Here is an 18,364-nt window from a genome sequence, read left to right as displayed (position 1 = left end):
GGAGGGCGGCGCGTCGTCGGCGCGTGCCCATGCGGCAGGATGTGCCGCATGAGCGACAGCAAGACCAACCCCGGCAACTTCTTCGAGGACTTCACCCTCGGCCAGGTCATCGAGCACGCGACGCCGCGCACCGTGACCGAGGGCGACCGCGCGCTGTACGGAGCGATCTACCCGACCCGGTTCGCGATCCCCTCGTCGGCCGAGTTCGCGGCCTCGGTGGGTCTCGCGGCGCACCCGGTGGAGGAGCTCGTCGCCTTCCACGTGGCCTTCGGCAAGACCGTGCCCGACGTGTCGCTCAACGCGGTGGCCAACCTCGGTTACGCCGAGTGCCGGTTCAAGCGTCCCGTCGTCCCCGGCGACACCCTGAGCACCTCCTCGGAGGTGATCGGCCTCAAGGAGAACTCCAACGGCCGGACCGGGGTGGTCTGGGTCCGCTCGACCGCGACCAACCAGCGCGACGAGATCGCCCTCGAGTGGTGCCGCTGGGTGATGGTGCACAAGCGCGACCCCGAGGCCCCGGCCCCCGAGACGGTCGTGCCCGACCTCGCCGCGTCCGTGGCCCCCGAGGACCTGATCGTCCCCGACGGGCTCGACTTCTCCGACTACGACTTCGCCGCCGCCGGCGAGCCGCACCGGTTCGACGACTACGCGGTGGGGGAGCGGATCGACCACGTCGACGGCGTCACCCTCACCGACGCCGAGCACATGATGGCGACCCGGCTCTGGCAGAACACCGCCAAGGTCCACTTCAACACCGACGCCCGTCCCGACGGCCGGCGCCTGGTCTACGGCGGCCACGTGATCTCGCTGGCCCGCGCCCTCTCCTTCAACGGGCTGGCCAACGCGCAGCTGGTGGCCGCGGTCAACGCCGGGTCGCACGTCTCCCCGGCCTTCGCGGGCGACACCGTCCACGCATGGTCCGAGGTGCTCGACAAGGCCGAGACCTCCGCGCCCGGCGTGGGCGCGCTCCGGCTGCGCCTGGTCGCGACGAAGGGTCGCGACGAGTCGATGACCCTGCGCGGCGACGACGGCAAGTACGCCGAGTGCGTGCTTCTCGACCTCGACGTCTGGGCGTTCGTCCCCCGCTGACACGCGCGCAGGAGAGATAGTCCCCTACGTCCTGACCATCCCGGCCGGCGAGTCGTGGTCAGAATGTGGGGGACTATCTCCTGCTCGCGGGCTCCTACTTGCGGCCGAGCGTCTGCAGGGGCTGGACCAGGCGGTTCGGGACGAGGCGGGTGGCGGCGATGATCACCTTGTACTGCTTGCCCGGGATCGAGAAGACCTTGCCGCGGGCGTGGTCCTTCAGCGCCTGGCGGACGAGGTCGTCGGCCTCGAGCCACATGAAGTCGGGGGCGGAGCCACGGCTCACGTCCATCCGCTCGTGGAACTCGGTCTTCGTGAACCCGGGGCAGAGCGTCGTCACCGTGAGGCCACGGGGGCGGTACTCCGCAGCCGCCCACTCGCCGAACTGGTTCACCCAGGCCTTCGCGGCCGAGTAGGTCCCGCGCGGCAGGAACGCCGCGACGCTCGAGACGTTGATGATCCCGCCGCTGCGCCGCGCGGCCATCGCGCCCAGCGCGGCGTGGCTCAGGCGCATGACGGCGGTGACGAGCACGTCGAGCATCTCGGTCTCGGCGTCGACCGGGTTGTCGAGGAAGCGTCCCTTGAGGCCGAAGCCGGCGTTGTTGACCAGCAGGTCCACCGGGCGGTCGGGGTCGGCGAGGCGCGCCTCCACCCGGCGCAGCTGGTCGCGGTCGGCCAGGTCGGCCTGCAGGACCTCGACCGTGACCCCGTGCCGGGCGGAGAGCTCCGAGGCCTCGTCCTCCAACCGGGCCCGGTCGCGCGCGACCAGCACCAGGTCGTGGCCCGCCTCGGCGAGCTGGTGGGCGAAGGAGCGGCCGATCCCGGCGGTGGCGCCCGTGACGAGCGCGGTCGGAGAAGTCATGGGCGACAGCATTGCGGTGTGGCGCGCTTGCAGCAAGCGGCCCCGCGCAGCATGGTCGTCCCATGACGACGACAGTGGCGCTGGCCAACCAGAAGGGCGGGGTCGCCAAGACCACGTCGGTCGCCTCGATCGGTGCGGCGCTCGTCGAGGAGGGGCAGTCCGTGCTCCTCGTCGACCTGGACCCCCAGGCGTGCCTGACGTTCTCGCTCGGGATCGACCCCGAGGACCTCGAGCTCTCCCTGCACCACGTGCTGGCCAAGGGGTTCTCGCCCTCGGAGGTGCTGATCGAGACCCCGGACGGCCCCGACCTGCTCCCCGCCACGATCGAGCTGGCCCGTGCGGAGGCCGACCTGCTCACCCGGACGGGACGCGAGCACGTCCTCCGCGCCGCCCTCGAGCAGCTCGCTGAGGAGGGGAGGGCCCACGACTGGGTGCTGCTGGACTGCCCGCCGTCCCTGGGGGTCCTCACGGTCGCCGCGCTCACCGCCGCCGACGCCGTCGTCGTGCCGCTGCAGTGCGAGACGCTCTCGCACCGCGGCGTGGGCCAGCTGCTCGACACCGTCCACGACGTACGTCGGTTCACCAACCGCGGGCTGGAGGTGTGGGGCGTGCTGCCGACCATGTACGACGGCCGGACCAACCACGCGCGCACGGTCCTGGAGACGATCAGCGAGACCTACGACCTGGCCGTGATCGAGCCGCCGGTGCCCAAGACGATCAAGTTCGCCGAGGCACCCGCGGCGGGTCGCTCGATCCTCGCGACGGCCCGCACCAGCAAGGGCGCGAAGGCCTACCGCGAGGTGGCGAGGAACCTGCTCAGTCGGCGCTGACGGTGGCCGGCGCCTCGCCCTGACCGCCCTCGCCCGACGGACGACGGCGACGACGGCGGTTGCGCGCCGGGCGGTCGCCCGCCGCGGCGCCGCCGGAGTCGGGGCCGTTGCCGGTGCCGGCTGCGGCCGGGGCCGTCCCGGTCGCCCCGCCCTGGGCAGCGTCAGCCTCGACCGGCTGGCCGTTGCGGGTCCGGGTCCGGCTGCGGTTCCGGCTGCGGGAGCCGCCCTCGCGCGAGCCCCCGTCGCGGGAGCCGCCGTCGCGGGAGCCGCTGCGACCGCCGTCGCGGCGTCCGTCCCGACCGCCCTGGCGCGGCGCCCGCTCCACGGGGGCGGGGTCGACGACGCGGCCCTTGGTGCCGGGGGCGATGCCCTGGTCGTGGAAGAGGTGCTCGGAGGTCGAGTAGGTCTCCAGCGGCTCCTCGAACGGCAGGTCGAGGGTCTTGTTGATCATCTTCCAGCGGTGCACGTCGGCCCAGTCGACGAGCGTGATCGCGGTGCCGGTGGCACCCGCGCGGCCGGTCCGGCCGATGCGGTGGACGTAGGTCTTGTCGTCCTCGGGGCAGGTGTAGTTGACGACGTGCGAGACGCCGCGCACGTCGATGCCGCGTGCGGCCACGTCGGTGCAGACCAGCACCTTGACCTTGTCCTCGCGGAACTTGGCCAGCGCCTTCTCGCGCGCCACCTGCGCCATGTCGCCGTGCAGGGGGCTCGCGGCGAAGCCGCGCTCCTGCAGGTCGTCGGCGACCCGCTGCGCCTGCCGCTTGGTGCGGGTGAAGACGATCATCTTCTCCGCGCCCTCGGCCTGGAGCACCCGCCCGATGATCTCCGGCTTGTCGAGGTCGTGCGCGAGGTAGATGAACTGCGCGGTCGCCGGGACGGTGGCGTTCTCGTAGGAGGACTCCGCCCGGATGTTCATCGGGTGCCGCATGTGGGTGCGGGCGAGCGAGACGATGGCGGCGGGCATGGTGGCCGAGAACAGCATGGTCTGCCGGGTCTCGGGGGTCATCGCCAGGAGCCGCTCGACGTCGGGCAGGAAGCCGAGGTCCAGCATCTCGTCGGCCTCGTCGAGCACCAGGGCGTGGACGTGGGAGAGGTCCAGGGCGCGCCGGTTCGCGAGGTCGATCAGGCGCCCCGGGGTGCCGACGACGACGTCGACGCCCGACTCGAGCGCCTCGAGCTGGGTGTCGTAGCCGACCCCGCCGTAGACGGTGAGGACGCGCAGCCCCATGTCCTGGCTGGCGAGGTGGAGGTCGTTGGAGACCTGCAGGGCCAGCTCGCGGGTGGGGGCCACGATCAGCGCCTGCGGCTTGCCCTGGGGGAGGTCGGAGTACGCCGGGTCGGACGGGGCGACGCTGCGCTGCAGCACCGGGATGCCGAAGGCGAGGGTCTTGCCGGTGCCCGTGCGGGCCTGGCCGATCAGGTCGGTCCCCATCAGGGCGACCGAGAGGGTCATCTCCTGGATGGCGAAGGGAGTGGTGATGCCGGCGCGCTCGAGCGCGTCGCAGATGGCGGGCAGGACGCCCAGTTCACGGAAGGTGGTCACGAGGTCGCTTTCGTCGCAGTTCTTTGCACCAGCGGCGGACTCGACGTTGCGGCCTGCCGCGCACATGCCGGTGGTGGCCCCTCGACCACCCACCCACGCGCACGTCTGCGTGCGCGGATGAGTCCACTGTATCGGTAGGGTTCACGCATGACTGAATCCCAGCCGGACGCCGCCCCGGACCCGGTCCGGGGAGACCGGCCCGGCCTCGACCACGCGGCGTTCGAGGACCCCGACTACCGCGAGGCCGTGGTCGACCTGCTGGGGGCGATCGCCTACGGCGAGCTCTCGGCGTTCGAGCGGCTCGCCGAGGACGCCCGCCTCGCGCCCGACCTCGTCGACAAGGTCGAGATGTCGCGGATGGCGGCCGCGGAGTTCGGCCACCTGGTCGCGCTGCAGGAGCGGCTCGCCGAGCTGGGGGCCGACCCGTTCGCCGCGATGCAGCCCTTCCGGCGCGCGATCGACGACTTCCACGAGCACACCGCGCCGTCCGACTGGTACGAGGGCTTGATCAAGGCGTACGTCGGCGACGGGCTCGCCGCCGACTTCTACCGCGAGATCGCCGTCTACCTGGACGCGGGGACGCGGCAGCTCGTCGACGACTCGCTGGCGGACGCCGGCCACTCGGCGTTCGTGGTCGACCGGGTCCGCGCCGCGATCGCCCAGGACGCGCGGCTCGGGGGCCGGCTCGCGCTGTGGGGCCGCCGGCTGATGGGCGAGGCGCTGACCCAGGGCCAGCGCGTGGCGGGGGAGCGGGACGCGATGACCGCGCTGCTGGCCGGCGGGATCGACCGGCCCGGCCTGGACCTCGCGGCGATCGGCAGGATGTTCACCCGGCTCACCGAGCGGCACGCCGCCCGGATGGCCGAGCTGGGCCTCGACGCCTGACCCGTGCGACGACGCCCTCACGACGGAGCCCCGGCCGCCCTCACGGGCGACCGGGGCTCTGCGCGTCGTACGGCGGGCCGGTGACGGGTCAGCGGAAGCCGACGGTCCCGGTCACGCCGCCGCCGAGCTCGACGTAGGCGATGTGCGCGCCGGGCACGAGCACCCGGCGGCCCTTGGCGTCGCTGAGCGAGACGGGCGAGCCCTCCTCGATCGCGGTGCGCACGAGCTGCTCGACCTCGTCCTGGCCGAGGTCCACGTCGACCACGACCTCGCGGGCAGCGTGCTGGATGCCGATCTTGACCTCCATGGAGGCCTCCTTCTCGAGTCGTCGGGGGGTCGCGCTGCTGCGCGACCTCACTGTTCCTTGGGGTAGCCGCTGATCCCGCGCCACCCGAGGGCGGCGACGAGCGCGGCGGCGTCCTTCTGGCTGATGGCGTCCTCGGGGTCGCCGCCCGCCGTGTCCGCCAGCCAGAACCGGGCGCTCACCTGGCCCATTCCCACGAGCGCCACCGCCAGCAGCATGCAGGCGCGCATGGGCAGCCCGGTGTCCTGCTGGATGACCAGCGCGATGCTCGAGGCGGCGTCCTCGGTGACCCGCTCGACCCGCTCGCGGACGGCCGGGTCGTTGGTGAGGTCGGACTCGAAGACCAGGCGGAAGGCGCCGGTGTCGTTGGCCACGTAGGAGTAGAAGGCGGCGATGGCGTCGGCCACCCGCTGCTTGTTGTCCTGGGTGGAGGCCAGGGCCTCCCGGATCTTCTCCGTGATGGCGTTGCACGAGTCGTCGAGCAGCGCCATGTAGAGCTCGAGCTTGCCCGGGAAGTGCTGGTAGAGCACCGGCTTCGAGACGCCCGCGCGCTCGGCGATGTCGTCCATCGCGGCGGAGTGGTAGCCGTGGGCGACGAAGACCTCGAGGGCGGAGTCCAGCAGCTGGGCACGCCGTTCGCGGCGGGGCATCCGGGCGCCCCGCGGGCGGCCCTCGCCGTCGTACCTGTCAGTGCTCACACCTGGCTCCTCCGTCTCTCGCGGCGCAGCCTATCCCCCCACGCACGTCCCTCGGCTCGGCGGGCGCCGGTGCTCCCGACGTCCCCCCACCCGTCACGGCCCGTGTCTACGCCGGTGGGGCTACTCACCAGTACCCCTCGTCCGGATGGCGGGACCGGCTCGGACCGCCCGGAGGCGACGCTGACGATGGGAACACCGAGACGGCGACCGGTGTTGTGCCGGTCGCCCGTTCCCCCGTGACAAGCAGGAGTTGTGCCGTGTCGTTCCCCGCGCTCGTGGAGCCCGCCGCCGAGCTGACCGTCGACGAGGTGCGGCGCTACAGCCGGCACCTGATCATCCCCGACGTCGGCATGACCGGCCAGAAGCGCCTGAAGAACGCGAAGGTGCTGGTGATCGGCGCCGGCGGCCTCGGCTCCCCGGCCCTGCTCTACCTCGCGGCGGCCGGCGTCGGCACGCTCGGCATCGCCGAGTTCGACGAGGTCGACGAGTCGAACCTCCAGCGCCAGGTGATCCACGGGCAGTCCGACGTCGGGCGGCCCAAGGCCCAGTCGGCCCGGGACTCCGTCAAGGAGGTCAACCCGCTGGTCGAGGTCGTGCTGCACGAGGGCCGCCTCGACAACGACAACGTGATGGAGGTCTTCCGCGGCTACGACCTGATCGTGGACGGCACCGACAACTTCGCCACCCGCTACATGGTCAACGACGCGGCGTACTTCCTCGGCATCCCCTACGTGTGGGGCTCGATCTACCGGTTCGACGGCCAGGCGTCGGTCTTCGCGCCCTCGCTCGCCGACGACGCGCCGTGCTACCGATGCCTCTACCCCGAGCCGCCGCCGCCGGGCATGGTCCCCTCCTGCGCCGAGGGCGGCGTCCTGGGGGTGCTCTGTGCCTCCATCGGGTCGATCCAGGTCAACGAGGCGATCAAGCTGCTCACGGGCATCGGCGACCCGTTGGTCGGCCGGCTGATGATCTACGACGCCCTCGAGATGGAGTACCGCAAGCTCAAGGTCCGCAAGGACCCGGGCTGCGCGCTCTGCGGCGAGAGCCCCACCGTGACCTCGCTGATCGACTACGACGCCTTCTGCGGCGCGGTCTCCGACGAGGCCGCCGACGCCGCCGCCGGCTCCACCATCTCGGTGGGCACGCTCGAAACCATGCTCAAGGAGCGCGAGGAGGGCACGCGGGACTTCGTCCTCGTCGACGTGCGCGAGCCCAACGAGTACGAGATCAACCGGATCCCCGGGTCGGTGCTCATCCCCAAGGGCGAGTTCCTCAACGGCAAGGCGCTCGAGGAGCTGCCGTCGGACAAGCAGGTCGTGCTGCACTGCAAGTCCGGCGTCCGCTCCGCGGAGGCGCTCGCGGTGGTGAAGGGTGCGGGCTTCTCCGACGCCGTCCACGTGGGCGGCGGCGTGGTGGCCTGGGTCAACCAGGTCGACCCCAGCCAGCCGTCGTACTGACCGGACGCCCCGGGCCGACCGTCGTGCCGGGACGGCCCGGGGTGGGGGAGGATGGACCCATGCTGCTCGACGTCCTCCACCGCCTGGTGCCGCCCGTCGCCCGGGCGGTGTGGCGGCCCGAGGTGGTGGGCCTCGAGCACGTGCCCGCCACCGGGCCGGTCATCCTGGCCAGCAACCACCTGAGCTTCGCCGACTCGATGGTCATCCCCGTGGTCGTGCCCCGCAAGGTGGTCTTCCTCGCCAAGGCGGAGTACTTCGAGGGCAGCGGCCTGCGCGGGGCGCTGGGACGCGCCTGGTTCGAGGGCCTCGGCATGCTGCCGGTGGACCGGGACGACTCGCGGGCGGCCCTGGACAGCCTCGACCTCGCGCTCTCCGTCCTGGAGCGGGGAGAGGCGTTCGGCATCTACCCCGAGGGGACCCGGAGCCGGGACGGGCGGCTCTACCGCGGCCGCACCGGGGTGGCCCACCTGGCGCTGACCGCGGGAGCCCCGGTGGTCCCCGTCGGGCTGCGCGGCACCGAGCGGCTGCAGCCGGTGGGGTCGCGGCTGCCGCGCCTGGCGAAGGTCTCGGTGCGCTTCGGGGAGCCGCTGCGCTTCGAGCACCGGGAGGGGGTGCCGCCGGGGCGGGCCCGCCGCGAGGCCACCGACCGGATCATGGCGGCGATCGCCGGGCTGAGCGGGCAGGAGCCGGCCGGGGTCTACAACGACCGCGCCGGCGCGCCCGGCTGAGCGTGCCCGCCCCGATCCTGTCGGCGGTGGCTGCTTGGCTGGTGCCATGAGCTCGTCCCCGTCCCGCACCACCTTCACCCTCGGCCGTCCCGAGGAGGGTGCGGCGCTGCCCCGGCTCGACGAGCACCAGCGTCGCGTGGTCGACCACCCCGGCGGGCCGCTCCTGGTGCTGGCCGGGCCGGGCACGGGCAAGACCACGACGCTGGTGGAGGCGATCGCCGACCGGATCGAGGCGCGCGGCGCCGACCCGTCGTCCGTCCTGGCGCTGACCTTCTCGCGCAAGGCCGCCGAGCAGCTGCGCGACCGCGTCACCGCCCGCGTGGGGCGGACCACCTCGGCCGCGATGTGCTCGACCTTCCACTCCTTCGCCCTGTCGCTGGTCCGGGCCCACAGCCCCCACGAGCTGTACGACGCCCCGCTGCGCCTGCTGTCGGCCCCGGAGTCCGACGTGGTCCTCCGTGAGCTGCTGGTCGACAACCCCGAGTCGGTGGCCTGGCCGCCGGGGCTGCGGCACGCGCTCGGCACCCGCGGCTTCACCCGCGAGGTCCACGCGGTGCTCTCCCGGGCGCGCGAGAAGGGGCTCGACGGTCCCGCCCTCCGGGCCCTGGGGCTCGAGCACGGCGCGCCCGAGCTCGTCGCGGCCGGCCTCTTCCTCGACCAGTACCTCACGATCCTCGACAACCTCGGCGCCACCGACCACGCCGACCTCGTCCGACGGGCCGTGCTGGAGGCCGAGGCCCACCGCGACGAGCTCCGCGCCCGCTTCTCCCACGTCTTCGTCGACGAGTACCAGGACACCGACCCCGGCCAGGTGGCGCTGCTGCGCGCGCTGGCCGGGGACGGGCGCGACCTCACGGTGGTGGGCGACCCCCACCAGTCGATCTACGGGTTCCGGGGCGCCGAGGTCCGCGGGATCCTCGACTTCCCCGCGCAGTTCCCGACCCGCGAGGGCGCCCGCGCGCCGGTCGTCGTGCTGCGCACGACCCGCCGGTTCGGCCCCCGGCTGCTGACCGCCGCGGGTCGGGTGGCCGCCCGGCTGCCGCTCGCGGGGAGCATCGACGCCCGGGCCCGGGAGGAGTTCCTGCACCCGGAGGCCGTCGCCGGGCCGCACGGTCCGGGCAAGGTCGACGTCCTGACCTTCGACAGCGAGCGCGCCGAGGCCGAGCACCTGGCCGACCTCCTGCGCAGGGCGCACCTCGAGGACGGCGTGCCGTGGGACGACATGGCCGTGCTGGTGCGCTCGGGCAGGGCCTCGATCCCGCCGCTGCGCCGCTCGCTCGGCGCGGCCGGCGTCCCTGTCGAGGTGGCGGCCGACGAGGTGCCGCTGGTCCGCGACCCCGCGGTCCGGCCCCTGCTCGACGCGATGCGGGCCGTGCTCAACCTGGGCAACGACGACCCCGACTCGCCCGGCCACCTCGACCCCGGCCGGGTCGAGTCCCTCCTCCTCTCCCCGCTCGGCGCCCTCGACGCGGGCGACCTGCGCGTCCTGGTGCGGCTCCTGCGCGCCCGCGACAAGGAGACCCAGGGGCAGCCGCGCACCTCCCGGGAGCTGCTGCGGCTCGCGGTCGTGCGTCCCGAGCTGCTCGACGGGCTGGAGGGGCCGGAGGTCCAGCGGGTCCGGGCCCTCGCCGGGCTGCTGCACGCGGGGGCGGAGATGGTCGACTCCCGCGCCAGCGCCGAGGAGGTGCTGTGGCACCTGTGGTCGGGGACCGGGTGGCCCGAGCGGCTGCGTCGCGGGGTCGACGCCGGCGGCGCGGCGGCCCGGCGCGCCCACCGGGACCTCGACTCCGTCGTCGCCCTCTTCGAGCTGGCGGCCAAGGCCGAGGAGCAGCGCGACCACACGGGGATCGCGGACTTCCTCGCCGGCCTGGTCGCCCAGGAGATCCCGGCCGACACCCTCGCCGACCGCGGGGTCCGCGGGTCCGCGGTCCGGCTGCTCACGGCGCACCGCTCCAAGGGGCTGGAGTGGGAGGTCGTGGTCGTCGCCCACGTCCAGCAGGACGGCTGGCCCGACCTGCGCCGGCGCTCGTCGCTGCTTGGCGCCGACCGGATCGGCGCAGCCGCCCCGGGGGTGGGCGACCTCGTCCCGCCGCAGAGCGCGCGGGAGCTGCTGATGGAGGAGCGCCGGCTCTTCTACGTCGCCTGCACCCGGGCTCGTCGACGCCTGGTCGTCACCGCGGTCCGCTCCTCCGACGAGGACGGCGAGCAGCCCTCCCGCTTCCTCGACGAGCTCGGCCCCGAGCCCCGCCACCAGGAGGGGCGCCCGGCGCGACCGCTCTCCCTGGGCGGCCTCGTCGCCGAGCTGCGCCGGGTCGCGGCGGACCCCGACCAGTCCGCGCCGCTGCGCGACGCCGCGGCCCGGCGGCTCGCCCGGCTCGCCGCCGAGAGTGCCGGCGAGCGTCCGCTGGTGCCGGCGGCCGACCCGTCCACCTGGTGGGGGACGCGCGCGGCCTCCCGGTCGGTGCGCCCGGTCCGGGATCCCGACCAGCCGGTCCCGATCTCGGCCAGCATGCTCGAGAGCATGCAGGTCTGCCCGGCCCGGTGGTTCCTGGAGCGCGAGGCCGGGGGGAGCTCGGTGGCCCACCAGTCGGCCAACCTCGGCCAGATCGTCCACGCCCTGGCCGAGCGGGTGGCGCGCGACGAGCTCCCGCCCGACGTCGACGTCCTCATGGCCGAGGTCGACGCCGTCTGGGACAGGCTGGCCTTCCGCACCCCGTGGTCGAGACGGCGCGAGCACGACCGGGTCCGGGCCGCCCTGGCCCGGTTCGTCGACTGGCACTCGTCCGGCGGGCGCAAGCTGCTCGGCACCGAGGTCCCGTTCCGCACGGTGGTCGAGGTGGGGGAGGAGCGCGTCACCCTCACCGGCTACGCCGACCGGGTCGAGGTCGACCACGACGGCGGTGTCGTCGTGGTCGACCTCAAGACCGGACGGGCGGCGCCGACCGGTCCCGCGGTGGAGCGCAACCTCCAGCTGGCCCTCTACCAGTACGCCGTGGATGCCGGCGGCGTGGCGGAGCTCGCCGGGCCGGAGGCACGCTCGGCCGGTGCCGAGCTCGTCCAGCTCGGTCTGGTCGACGGGGGCGAGCGGGCGAAGGTCCAGCAGCAGGGGGTGCACACCGAGGAGTCGCCCCACCGGGAGGCCCTGCGCGAGCACCTCGCGACGGCGGCCCGCCAGGTCCGCGAGGAGTCCTTCCCGGCGACGCCGGGGGAGCACTGCCGCGACTGCGCCTTCGTCCCGGTCTGCCCCGTCCGCGGAGCCGGATCGGTGGTGGCCCAGTGACCCCGACGACCCCGAGGCCCGTGGTCGAGCTCGCGACGCCGGAGGACCTGCAGGCCCTGATGGGCGGGCACGCGCCCAGCGCGGAGCAGTGGGCCGCCATCACCGCCCCGCTGCAGCCGGTCGTCGTGGTGGCCGGGGCCGGCAGCGGCAAGACCACGCTGATGGCCCAGCGCGTGGTCTACCTGGTCGCCACCGGCCGGGTCCGTCCCGAGGAGGTCCTGGGCCTCACCTTCACCACGAAGGCCGCCTCCGAGCTGCGCCAGCGGGTGCGCGCGGCGCTGTCGTCGGCCGGTCTGCTCGACGAGGTCCCCGGCCCCGACCAGGAGGAGGTCCTGGAGCCGACCATCGCGACCTACCACGCCTACGCCGCCTCCCTCCTCGACGACCACGGGCTGCGGATCGGGCACGAGCCCGACACCCGGATCGTCAACGACGCGGCCCGCTACCAGCTCGGCGCTCGCGTCGTCGAGCGCTTCACGGGCAGCGTCGAGCACCTCACCGACCACCCGCCCACGGCGATCCAGAACCTCCTGGCCCTCGACGGCGCGATGAGCGAGCACCTGGTCGGACCCGACGACGTCCGGGCCTGGGACGACCGGGCGCGTGGGGGCTTCCGGGAGGCGGTCGAGGAGGAGGCGGCGGGCAAGGGCCGCAAGACCTACCTGGAGGCGCCGGGCAAGGCGGTGAATGCCATCGACCGCAGGGCCGAGCTGCTCGCCCTGGTGGAGGGCTACCGCCGGCTCAAGCGCGAGCTCGGACTGATGGACTTCGGGGACCAGATCGCCCTGGCGGCGCGGCTGGTGCGCGAGCACCCCGAGGTGGGCGCGGCCGAGCGCGGCAGGTTCAGGGTGGTGCTCCTCGACGAGTACCAGGACACCTCGGTGGCACAGGCCACCATGCTCTCGCGGCTCTTCTCCGGCCCCGCCCCCGAGACCGGCCTCGGGCACCCCGTGATGGCCGTGGGCGACCCCAACCAGGCCATCTACGGCTGGCGCGGCGCGTCCGTCTCCAACATCCTCAACTTCGACGAGACGTTCCCGTCCGACGACGGGGCGCCGCTGCGGCTCCAGCTCACGATCAACCGACGCTCCGACCGGACGATCCTCGACGTCGCCAACCGACTGGCCGAGCCGCTGCTGGAGCGGTACGGCGACAAGGTCGCCCGCCTCCGGGCCGCCGACGCCGCGGGGGAGGGCAGGGTGGAGACCCACGTCTTCGAGCACCTCGCCGACGAGCTGGCCTGGCTGGCGGGCTCGGTCCGCGCCGTCCACGAGGCCGGGACCCCGTGGTCGGGGATCGGCGTCCTGAGCCGCGACAACTCCACCGCGGAGCAGGTCTACGACGCCCTGACCGGAGCCGGGATCCCGGTCGAGATCGTCGGCCTCGCCGGCCTCGTGCGGCTGCCCGAGGTCGCGGAGGTGATCGCGACGCTCACGCTCATGCACGACGTCACCGCCAACGCCTCCCTGCTCACGCTGCTCACCGGGGCCCGGTGGGCGATCGGCCCGCGCGACCTCCGGCTGCTCGCGGAGCGGGCCGGGGAGATCGCCGGGGCCAGGGGCCGCACGGAGGTCGCCTCCGTCGCCGACCAGCTGCTCGGCATCGCCGACGGGGTGGACCCCTCCGAGCTGCCGGCGCTGAGCGACGCGCTGGAGTCCCCGGGGGAGGCCGCCTACTCGCCGGAGGCGGTGGAGCGGTTCGCCCTCCTGGCCAACGAGCTCCGCCGGCTCCGTGCCCACGTCGGGGACCCGCTGCTCGACGTCGTGCGACGGATCATCGACGTGACGGGCGTCGACGTGGAGCTGGCCTCCGCGGTCTCGGAGTCGGCGAAGGCGCGGCGCGACAACGTCGACCTCTTCGTCAAGGCGGTGGCCGACTTCCAGTCGGTCGACGGCGACGTCACTCTGCCCGCGCTGCTGGCCTACCTCACGGCCGAGGACGAGCAGGGCAACGGCCTCGACGTGGCGACCCCGACCGCCGCCGACTCGGTCAAGCTCCTCACGGTGCACCGCTCCAAGGGGCTGGAGTGGTCCTCGGTCTTCTGCGTGGGGATGTGCGAGACCCGGTTCCCCTCCAACCGGTCGCGGACGCTGTGGACGTCCTCGCCGGCGGTGATCCCGGGAGGGCTGCGGGGCGACGCCGACGACCAGCCGCAGCTCGAGGGCTGGGACAAGGCCGCCCTGGACGACTACCGGGCGCGGACCAAGGCCCACGACGCCGAGGAGGAGCTGCGGCTGGGCTACGTGGCGCTCACCCGGGCGGCCCACCACCTGGCGGTGACCTCGCACTGCTGGGCGCAGCGCTCGACGCCGTTCGGTCCCTCCGACTACCAGCGGTGCGTGCGCGACCACCTCGTGGAGGCCGGCTCCCCGGTCGAGCGGTGGCTCGACCGGCCGGAGCGCGGGACGGTCAACCCGTACGACCTCGCCGACTCAGCCCGTCCCTGGCCGACCACGGGCCTGGGCCGGGAGGCGGAGCGGCGGCTCGCGGCGGCCGAGCTGGTGCGCTCGGTCGACCGGGACGCTCCCGACGAGGGGCTCGACATGATCGAGACCGCGCGGGTCGCCGAGTGGGACGCCGACCTCGAGCAGCTGCTGGCCGAGGCCAGGTCGGAGCGGGCCACGGTCCTCGAGGTCCCCATGCCCCGGAGCCTCTCGGCCACGGCCGTGGCCCGGTTGCGCGACGACCCCGACGGCTTCGCCCGTGAGCTGGCCAGGCCGATGCCGCGTCCCCCGGCCCCCCAGGCCCGGTTCGGGACCGCGTTCCACGCGTGGGTCGAGACGCGCTTCGGGCAGCAGCAGCTGCTGGACTTCGACGACCTGCCCGGTCGGGCCGACGCGGGGATCGACGACCGCGACGACCTCCGCGAGGTCGTGGCCCGGTTCGAGGCCGGTCCGTTCGCGGAGCGGGCGCCGCACGCGGTCGAGGCCCCCTTCGCGCTGGTGCTCCGGGGCCAGGTGGTCCGGGGCCGGATCGACGCCGTCTACCGCGAGCCCGACGGCGGGTTCCTGGTCGTGGACTGGAAGACCAGCAGGTCGGAGTCCGCCGACCCGCTCCAGCTGGCGCTCTACCGCCTGGCCTGGGCCGAGGTCAGCGGGGTGCCGCTGGAGTCGGTACGGGCTGCGTTCCACTACGTCCGTACCGGGCGCACGGTCGAGCCGGAGGACCTGCCCGACCGGGCCGGGCTGGAGCGCCTCGTCAGGCCGACGCCGTCGTGAGTCCGTCGTGAGCCTCCCGCCCGCGCACTATCCTCGCCGGATGACCCACCGCGAGCTCCCGCACGTCGCCCTCTCCTCGCGCGCCCACAACCGCGAAGGCCTCCACCGCACCGACGAGGCGTGGCTGGACGAGCAGTGGCGCTCCCCGGAGACCCGTGTGCTGGTCCTGCGCGGCGCCCGGGTCCGGACCACGGCCGACGGACTGGAGTGGGTGCCGCCCGACGCGGCACCCGAGGGCCTCCGGGTGCTGCTGGGCCGTCGCGACGGGGTGACCCGCTTCGCCGTGCTCGCCGAGCCCCGTCCGGACGAGGACGGCTGGGTGGGCGCCCGGGAGCTGGTCGCGGGGCTCGCGGGCTCCGGGGCGGGCGACGCCGCCGTCGACCAGGTGCCGTGGCTCTTCCACGCCGTGGGGTTGGCGGAGTGGCACCGGGCGACCCGGTTCTGCCCCCGGTGCGGCGGGTCGCTGGAGGCCCGGTCCGCCGGGCACGAGCTGCGGTGCGCCGGCTGCGGACGCTCCCAGTTCCCGAGGACCGATCCCGCCGTGATCATGAGCGTCACGCACGGGGAGCCCGGCTCGTCGCAGGAGCGTCTCCTCCTGGGCCGGCAGACGACCTGGCCCGCGGGGCGCTGGTCGACCCTCGCGGGCTTCTGCGAGCCGGGGGAGACCCTCGAGGACGCGGTCCGGCGCGAGGTGCTCGAGGAGGTCGGGGTGCAGGTCGGGGAGGTCGCCTACTTCGGCAGCCAGCCGTGGCCGCTGCCCGCCAGCCTCATGCTCGGCTTCCACGCGGTCGCCGAGACCACCGCGATCGACGTCGACGGCGCCGAGATCGCGGAGGCGCGGTGGTTCACCCGCGACGAGCTCGCGGCCGGGATGGCCAGCGGCGAGGTCCGGGTCCCCGGCGCGGTCTCCATCTCCTCGTCGCTGATCGAGTCCTGGTTCGGGAGGCCCCTGCCCGCGGGGTGGTGAGCCCCGGCTCGGCGGCTCGCGGCCCCGGGCGCTCAGCCCAGCTCGGCGAGCTTCGCCTTCACCTGCGCGAGCGACGGGTTGGTCTGGGCGCTGCCGTCGGCGTAGACGAGGGTGGGGACGGTCTGGTTGCCGTTGTTGGCCTCCTCGACGATCTTGGCGGCCTCGGGGACCTGCTCGATGTCGACGACGTCGTAGGCGATGCCTTCGCGGTCCAGCTGGCTCCTGAGCCGGTGGCAGTAGCCGCACCAGGGCGTGCTGTACATCGTGAAGCTGGCCATCGAGAGGCTCCTTGCGGTGTCGGGGGACGGACGGGCCCCGGAAGGACCCTGACCGGCTCAACCTATCCACGGCCGCCCCGATTCCCCGGGAGGGCTGTCGTCGGGGCCGTCTAGGCTCCTCCTCGTCGTTCCCGCCCTGCCTGGCCACCGTCCCGAGGAGATGTCGCGCGTGCCCACCCCCGAGGACCTGCTGTCCGCCCTGGACCCAGAGCAGCGCCGGGTCGCGGAGGCGCTGCGGGGCCCGGTCCGGGTGCTCGCCGGGGCCGGCACGGGCAAGACGAGGGCGATCACCCACCGGATCGCCCACGGGGTGGCGACCGGGACGTACGCGCCGACCGAGGTGCTCGCGGTCACCTTCACCACGCGCGCGGCGGGGGAGATGCGCGGCCGGCTGCGGACCCTGGGCGCCGCCGGGGTGCAGGCCCGGACCTTCCACTCCGCGGCGCTGCGCCAGCTGCGGTGGTTCTGGCCCCGGGTCCACGGGCGGGAGCTCCCGACGCTGGTCGAGTCCAAGCTCGGACTCCTCGCGACCGCGGCCAGGCGCCAGCGGCTGAGCCCGCCCCAGGCGCTGCTGCGCGACCTCGCCTCCGAGATCGAGTGGGCGAAGGTCAGCAACGTCTCGGCCGACGACTACCCGCGGACGGCGCCCCGTCGCGGCCGCCAGGTGGGCGACCTCGCCCCGGAGACAGTGGCCCACGTCTACGACGCCTACGAGGAGGTCAAGCGGGGCCAGGGCCGGATGGACATGGAGGACGTCCTGCTCCTCACCGCCGGGATGCTCGCCGACGACGAGCGGGTGGCGGCCCAGGTCCGCCGCCAGTACAAGTGGTTCGTCGTCGACGAGTTCCAGGACGTCTCGCCCCTGCAGTACGCCCTGCTCGAGCTGTGGCTCGGCGGGCGCGACGAGATCTGCGTCGTGGGCGACCCCGCGCAGACCATCTACTCCTTCGCCGGGGCCAACGCCGACTACCTGCGCGACTTCGGGTCGCGGTTCCCGGGCGCGACCTCCGTCGAGCTGGTCCGCAACTACCGCTCCACCCCCCAGGTCGTCGCCGCGGCCAACGCCCTGCTCGCGGGGACGTCGAGCAAGGGGGTCGACCTCGTCGCGCAGCGACCCGCGGGCCCCGACGTGGCGTGCTCCTCCCACCCCGACGAGGTCGCCGAGGCCGCCGCCGTCGCGGAGCGGGTGTCCCGCGTGCTGGCCGCCGGCACGCCCGCCAGCGAAGTCGCCGTCCTCATGAGGATCAACGCCCAGTCCGAGGCGTTCGAGGACGCCCTGGCCGCGCGCGGGGTGCCGTACGTCGTGCGCGGTGCCGCCCGCTTCTTCGACCGGCCGGAGGTGCGGCAGGCGGTCACCCTGATCCGCGGCACCGCGCGTTCCGGTGGGGGCGAGGCCGGCGACATGGTCGACGTGGTGCGGGCGACCCTGGCAGGCATGGGCTGGTCGCCCGAGGCGCCCACGACGCGCGGCCAGACCCGGGACCGCTGGGAGTCGCTGCAGGCGCTGGTCGACCAGGCCGTGGAGTTCGCCGCCCAGCAGGGCCCCGACCTCGGTGCCTTCGTCGACGACCTGGACCGCCGGGCGAGCGAGCAGCACGCTCCCGTCGCCGAGGGCGTCACGATCGCGACCCTGCACACCGCCAAGGGGCTGGAGTGGGACGCGGTCTTCCTCGTCGGGCTCGTGGAGGGCACGCTGCCGATCGTCTACGCGCAGTCCCCGGCCGAGGTGGAGGAGGAGCGACGCCTGCTCTACGTGGGCCTGACCCGGGCCCGGCGCGAGCTCCACCTGAGCTGGGCACAGGCGCGGAACCCGGGCGGGCGGGCCAGCCGGACCCGCTCGCGGTTCCTCGACGGCGTCGTCGGGGGGGAGCAGGCCGCCGAGGCGGGGGGCGGCCGCCCCGCCGGGCGCAGCGGCCGGGCCCGCAACGCGCTGCACTGCCGCGAGTGCGGTCGTCCGCTCTCCACGGCCACGGAGAAGAAGGTGGGCCGGTGCGCCGACTGCCCGGCCTCCTACGACGAGGAGCTCTTCGAGGCCCTGCGCGAGTGGCGCCGGGAGCGGGCGGCCCAGGACGAGGTGCCGGCGTACGTCGTCTTCACCGACGCCACGCTCCAGCTGATCGCCGAGAAGCGCCCCACCACCGACGCCGAGCTGCTGTCGATCGCCGGCGTGGGGGCCAAGAAGATCGAGGCGTACGGCACGGAGCTGCGGCAGCTGCTCGCCTGAGGGC

14 protein-coding genes are annotated in these 18,364 nt (G+C 74.2%); 9 read left to right on the top strand and 5 right to left on the bottom strand.

Translation table 11 applies throughout. The features are described 5' to 3' along the window. Nucleotides 1-48 precede the first annotated feature (48 nt). Entirely contained in the window at nucleotides 49-1,089 is a 1,041-nt protein-coding gene (locus DNK53_RS12530) for a MaoC family dehydratase (RefSeq protein WP_110182675.1), read from the top strand. 94 nt (nucleotides 1,090-1,183) lie between these two features. Here the strand turns inward: DNK53_RS12530 and DNK53_RS12525 are convergent, their stop codons facing one another. Next, entirely contained in the window at nucleotides 1,184-1,948 is a 765-nt protein-coding gene (locus tag DNK53_RS12525; protein ID WP_110182674.1) for an SDR family NAD(P)-dependent oxidoreductase, read from the bottom strand. Nucleotides 1,949-2,010: 62 nt separating this feature from the next. Here DNK53_RS12525 and DNK53_RS12520 point away from each other — a divergent pair, with 62 nt between their 5' ends. Continuing rightward, the gene (locus tag DNK53_RS12520; protein WP_110182673.1) at nucleotides 2,011-2,778 is read left to right on the top strand and encodes a ParA family protein; all 768 of its coding nucleotides are present in this window, start codon (nucleotides 2,011-2,013) and stop codon (nucleotides 2,776-2,778) included. Here DNK53_RS12520 and DNK53_RS12515 read toward each other — a convergent pair. After that, nucleotides 2,765-4,321, bottom strand: a complete 1,557-nt coding sequence (locus DNK53_RS12515; RefSeq protein WP_239456514.1) for a DEAD/DEAH box helicase — start codon at nucleotides 4,319-4,321, stop codon at nucleotides 2,765-2,767. The genes DNK53_RS12520 and DNK53_RS12515 overlap by 14 nt on opposite strands. A gap of 147 nt (nucleotides 4,322-4,468) precedes the next feature. Here DNK53_RS12515 and DNK53_RS12510 point away from each other — a divergent pair, with 147 nt between their 5' ends. Further along, nucleotides 4,469-5,206 (top strand): ferritin-like fold-containing protein, encoded by a 738-nt coding sequence (locus DNK53_RS12510; protein ID WP_110182671.1) that lies wholly within the window; start codon nucleotides 4,469-4,471, stop codon nucleotides 5,204-5,206. Nucleotides 5,207-5,294: 88 nt separating this feature from the next. Here the strand turns inward: DNK53_RS12510 and DNK53_RS12505 are convergent, their stop codons facing one another. Beyond that, on the bottom strand, nucleotides 5,295-5,513 hold the full coding sequence (locus DNK53_RS12505) for a DUF3107 domain-containing protein (protein ID WP_110182670.1): 219 nt from the start codon (nucleotides 5,511-5,513) through the stop codon (nucleotides 5,295-5,297). Nucleotides 5,514-5,560: 47 nt separating this feature from the next. Beyond that, complete coding sequence (locus DNK53_RS12500) at nucleotides 5,561-6,208, bottom strand: TetR/AcrR family transcriptional regulator (protein WP_239456513.1); 648 nt, start codon at nucleotides 6,206-6,208, stop codon at nucleotides 5,561-5,563. A 257-nt stretch (nucleotides 6,209-6,465) separates the two neighbouring features. Between DNK53_RS12500 and moeZ the strand changes: the two genes are divergently transcribed. Genes moeZ through nudC form a run of 5 tightly spaced genes read left to right on the top strand, consistent with a single transcriptional unit; the run spans nucleotide 6,466 to nucleotide 15,858 of the window. Beyond that, nucleotides 6,466-7,665 carry an adenylyltransferase/sulfurtransferase MoeZ gene (gene moeZ / locus DNK53_RS12495; RefSeq protein WP_110182669.1) on the top strand — a complete coding sequence of 400 codons (1,200 nt, stop codon included), beginning with the start codon at nucleotides 6,466-6,468 and terminating at the stop codon, nucleotides 7,663-7,665. A gap of 59 nt (nucleotides 7,666-7,724) precedes the next feature. Further along, the gene (locus DNK53_RS12490) at nucleotides 7,725-8,393 is read left to right on the top strand and encodes a lysophospholipid acyltransferase family protein (protein ID WP_110182668.1); all 669 of its coding nucleotides are present in this window, start codon (nucleotides 7,725-7,727) and stop codon (nucleotides 8,391-8,393) included. A 46-nt stretch (nucleotides 8,394-8,439) separates the two neighbouring features. Beyond that, nucleotides 8,440-11,673 carry an ATP-dependent helicase gene (locus tag DNK53_RS12485; protein WP_110182667.1) on the top strand — a complete coding sequence of 1,078 codons (3,234 nt, stop codon included), beginning with the start codon at nucleotides 8,440-8,442 and terminating at the stop codon, nucleotides 11,671-11,673. Then, the gene (locus tag DNK53_RS12480; RefSeq protein ID WP_239456512.1) at nucleotides 11,670-14,891 is read left to right on the top strand and encodes an ATP-dependent helicase; all 3,222 of its coding nucleotides are present in this window, start codon (nucleotides 11,670-11,672) and stop codon (nucleotides 14,889-14,891) included. Before DNK53_RS12485 ends, DNK53_RS12480 begins: the two co-directional genes overlap by 4 nt. Nucleotides 14,892-14,931: 40 nt before the next feature. Continuing rightward, a complete protein-coding gene (nudC, locus tag DNK53_RS12475) occupies nucleotides 14,932-15,858 on the top strand; it encodes an NAD(+) diphosphatase (protein ID WP_110182666.1) in 927 nt (308 codons plus the stop codon). A 32-nt stretch (nucleotides 15,859-15,890) separates the two neighbouring features. Here the strand turns inward: nudC and DNK53_RS12470 are convergent, their stop codons facing one another. Further along, nucleotides 15,891-16,136, bottom strand: a complete 246-nt coding sequence (locus DNK53_RS12470) for a mycoredoxin (RefSeq protein ID WP_110182665.1) — start codon at nucleotides 16,134-16,136, stop codon at nucleotides 15,891-15,893. Between the two features lie 160 nt (nucleotides 16,137-16,296). Between DNK53_RS12470 and DNK53_RS12465 the strand changes: the two genes are divergently transcribed. Continuing rightward, a complete protein-coding gene (locus DNK53_RS12465; RefSeq protein WP_204163910.1) occupies nucleotides 16,297-18,360 on the top strand; it encodes an ATP-dependent DNA helicase UvrD2 in 2,064 nt (687 codons plus the stop codon). Nucleotides 18,361-18,364 lie beyond the last annotated feature (4 nt).

The sequence above is a fragment of the Nocardioides solisilvae genome, assembly GCF_003194625.1.
GTDB lineage: Bacteria > Actinomycetota > Actinomycetes > Propionibacteriales > Nocardioidaceae > Nocardioides > Nocardioides solisilvae.
Note: the sequence above shows the minus strand (reverse complement) of the source record. Positions and strands in the feature narration are given on the sequence as shown.

What these genes read in the sequence shown, in the direction of transcription:
- DNK53_RS12530 (WP_110182675.1), top strand. Translation starts at nt 49, where the DNA reads ATGAGCGACAGCAAGACCAACCCCGGCAACTTCTTCGAGGACTTCACC.
- DNK53_RS12525 (WP_110182674.1), bottom strand. Translation starts at nt 1,948, where the DNA reads ATGACTTCTCCGACCGCGCTCGTCACGGGCGCCACCGCCGGGATCGGC.
- DNK53_RS12520 (WP_110182673.1), top strand. Translation starts at nt 2,011, where the DNA reads ATGACGACGACAGTGGCGCTGGCCAACCAGAAGGGCGGGGTCGCCAAG.
- DNK53_RS12510 (WP_110182671.1), top strand. Translation starts at nt 4,469, where the DNA reads ATGACTGAATCCCAGCCGGACGCCGCCCCGGACCCGGTCCGGGGAGAC.
- DNK53_RS12505 (WP_110182670.1), bottom strand. Translation starts at nt 5,513, where the DNA reads ATGGAGGTCAAGATCGGCATCCAGCACGCTGCCCGCGAGGTCGTGGTC.
- DNK53_RS12490 (WP_110182668.1), top strand. Translation starts at nt 7,725, where the DNA reads ATGCTGCTCGACGTCCTCCACCGCCTGGTGCCGCCCGTCGCCCGGGCG.
- DNK53_RS12485 (WP_110182667.1), top strand. Translation starts at nt 8,440, where the DNA reads ATGAGCTCGTCCCCGTCCCGCACCACCTTCACCCTCGGCCGTCCCGAG.
- nudC (WP_110182666.1), top strand. Translation starts at nt 14,932, where the DNA reads ATGACCCACCGCGAGCTCCCGCACGTCGCCCTCTCCTCGCGCGCCCAC.
- DNK53_RS12470 (WP_110182665.1), bottom strand. Translation starts at nt 16,136, where the DNA reads ATGGCCAGCTTCACGATGTACAGCACGCCCTGGTGCGGCTACTGCCAC.
- DNK53_RS12465 (WP_204163910.1), top strand. Translation starts at nt 16,297, where the DNA reads ATGTCGCGCGTGCCCACCCCCGAGGACCTGCTGTCCGCCCTGGACCCA.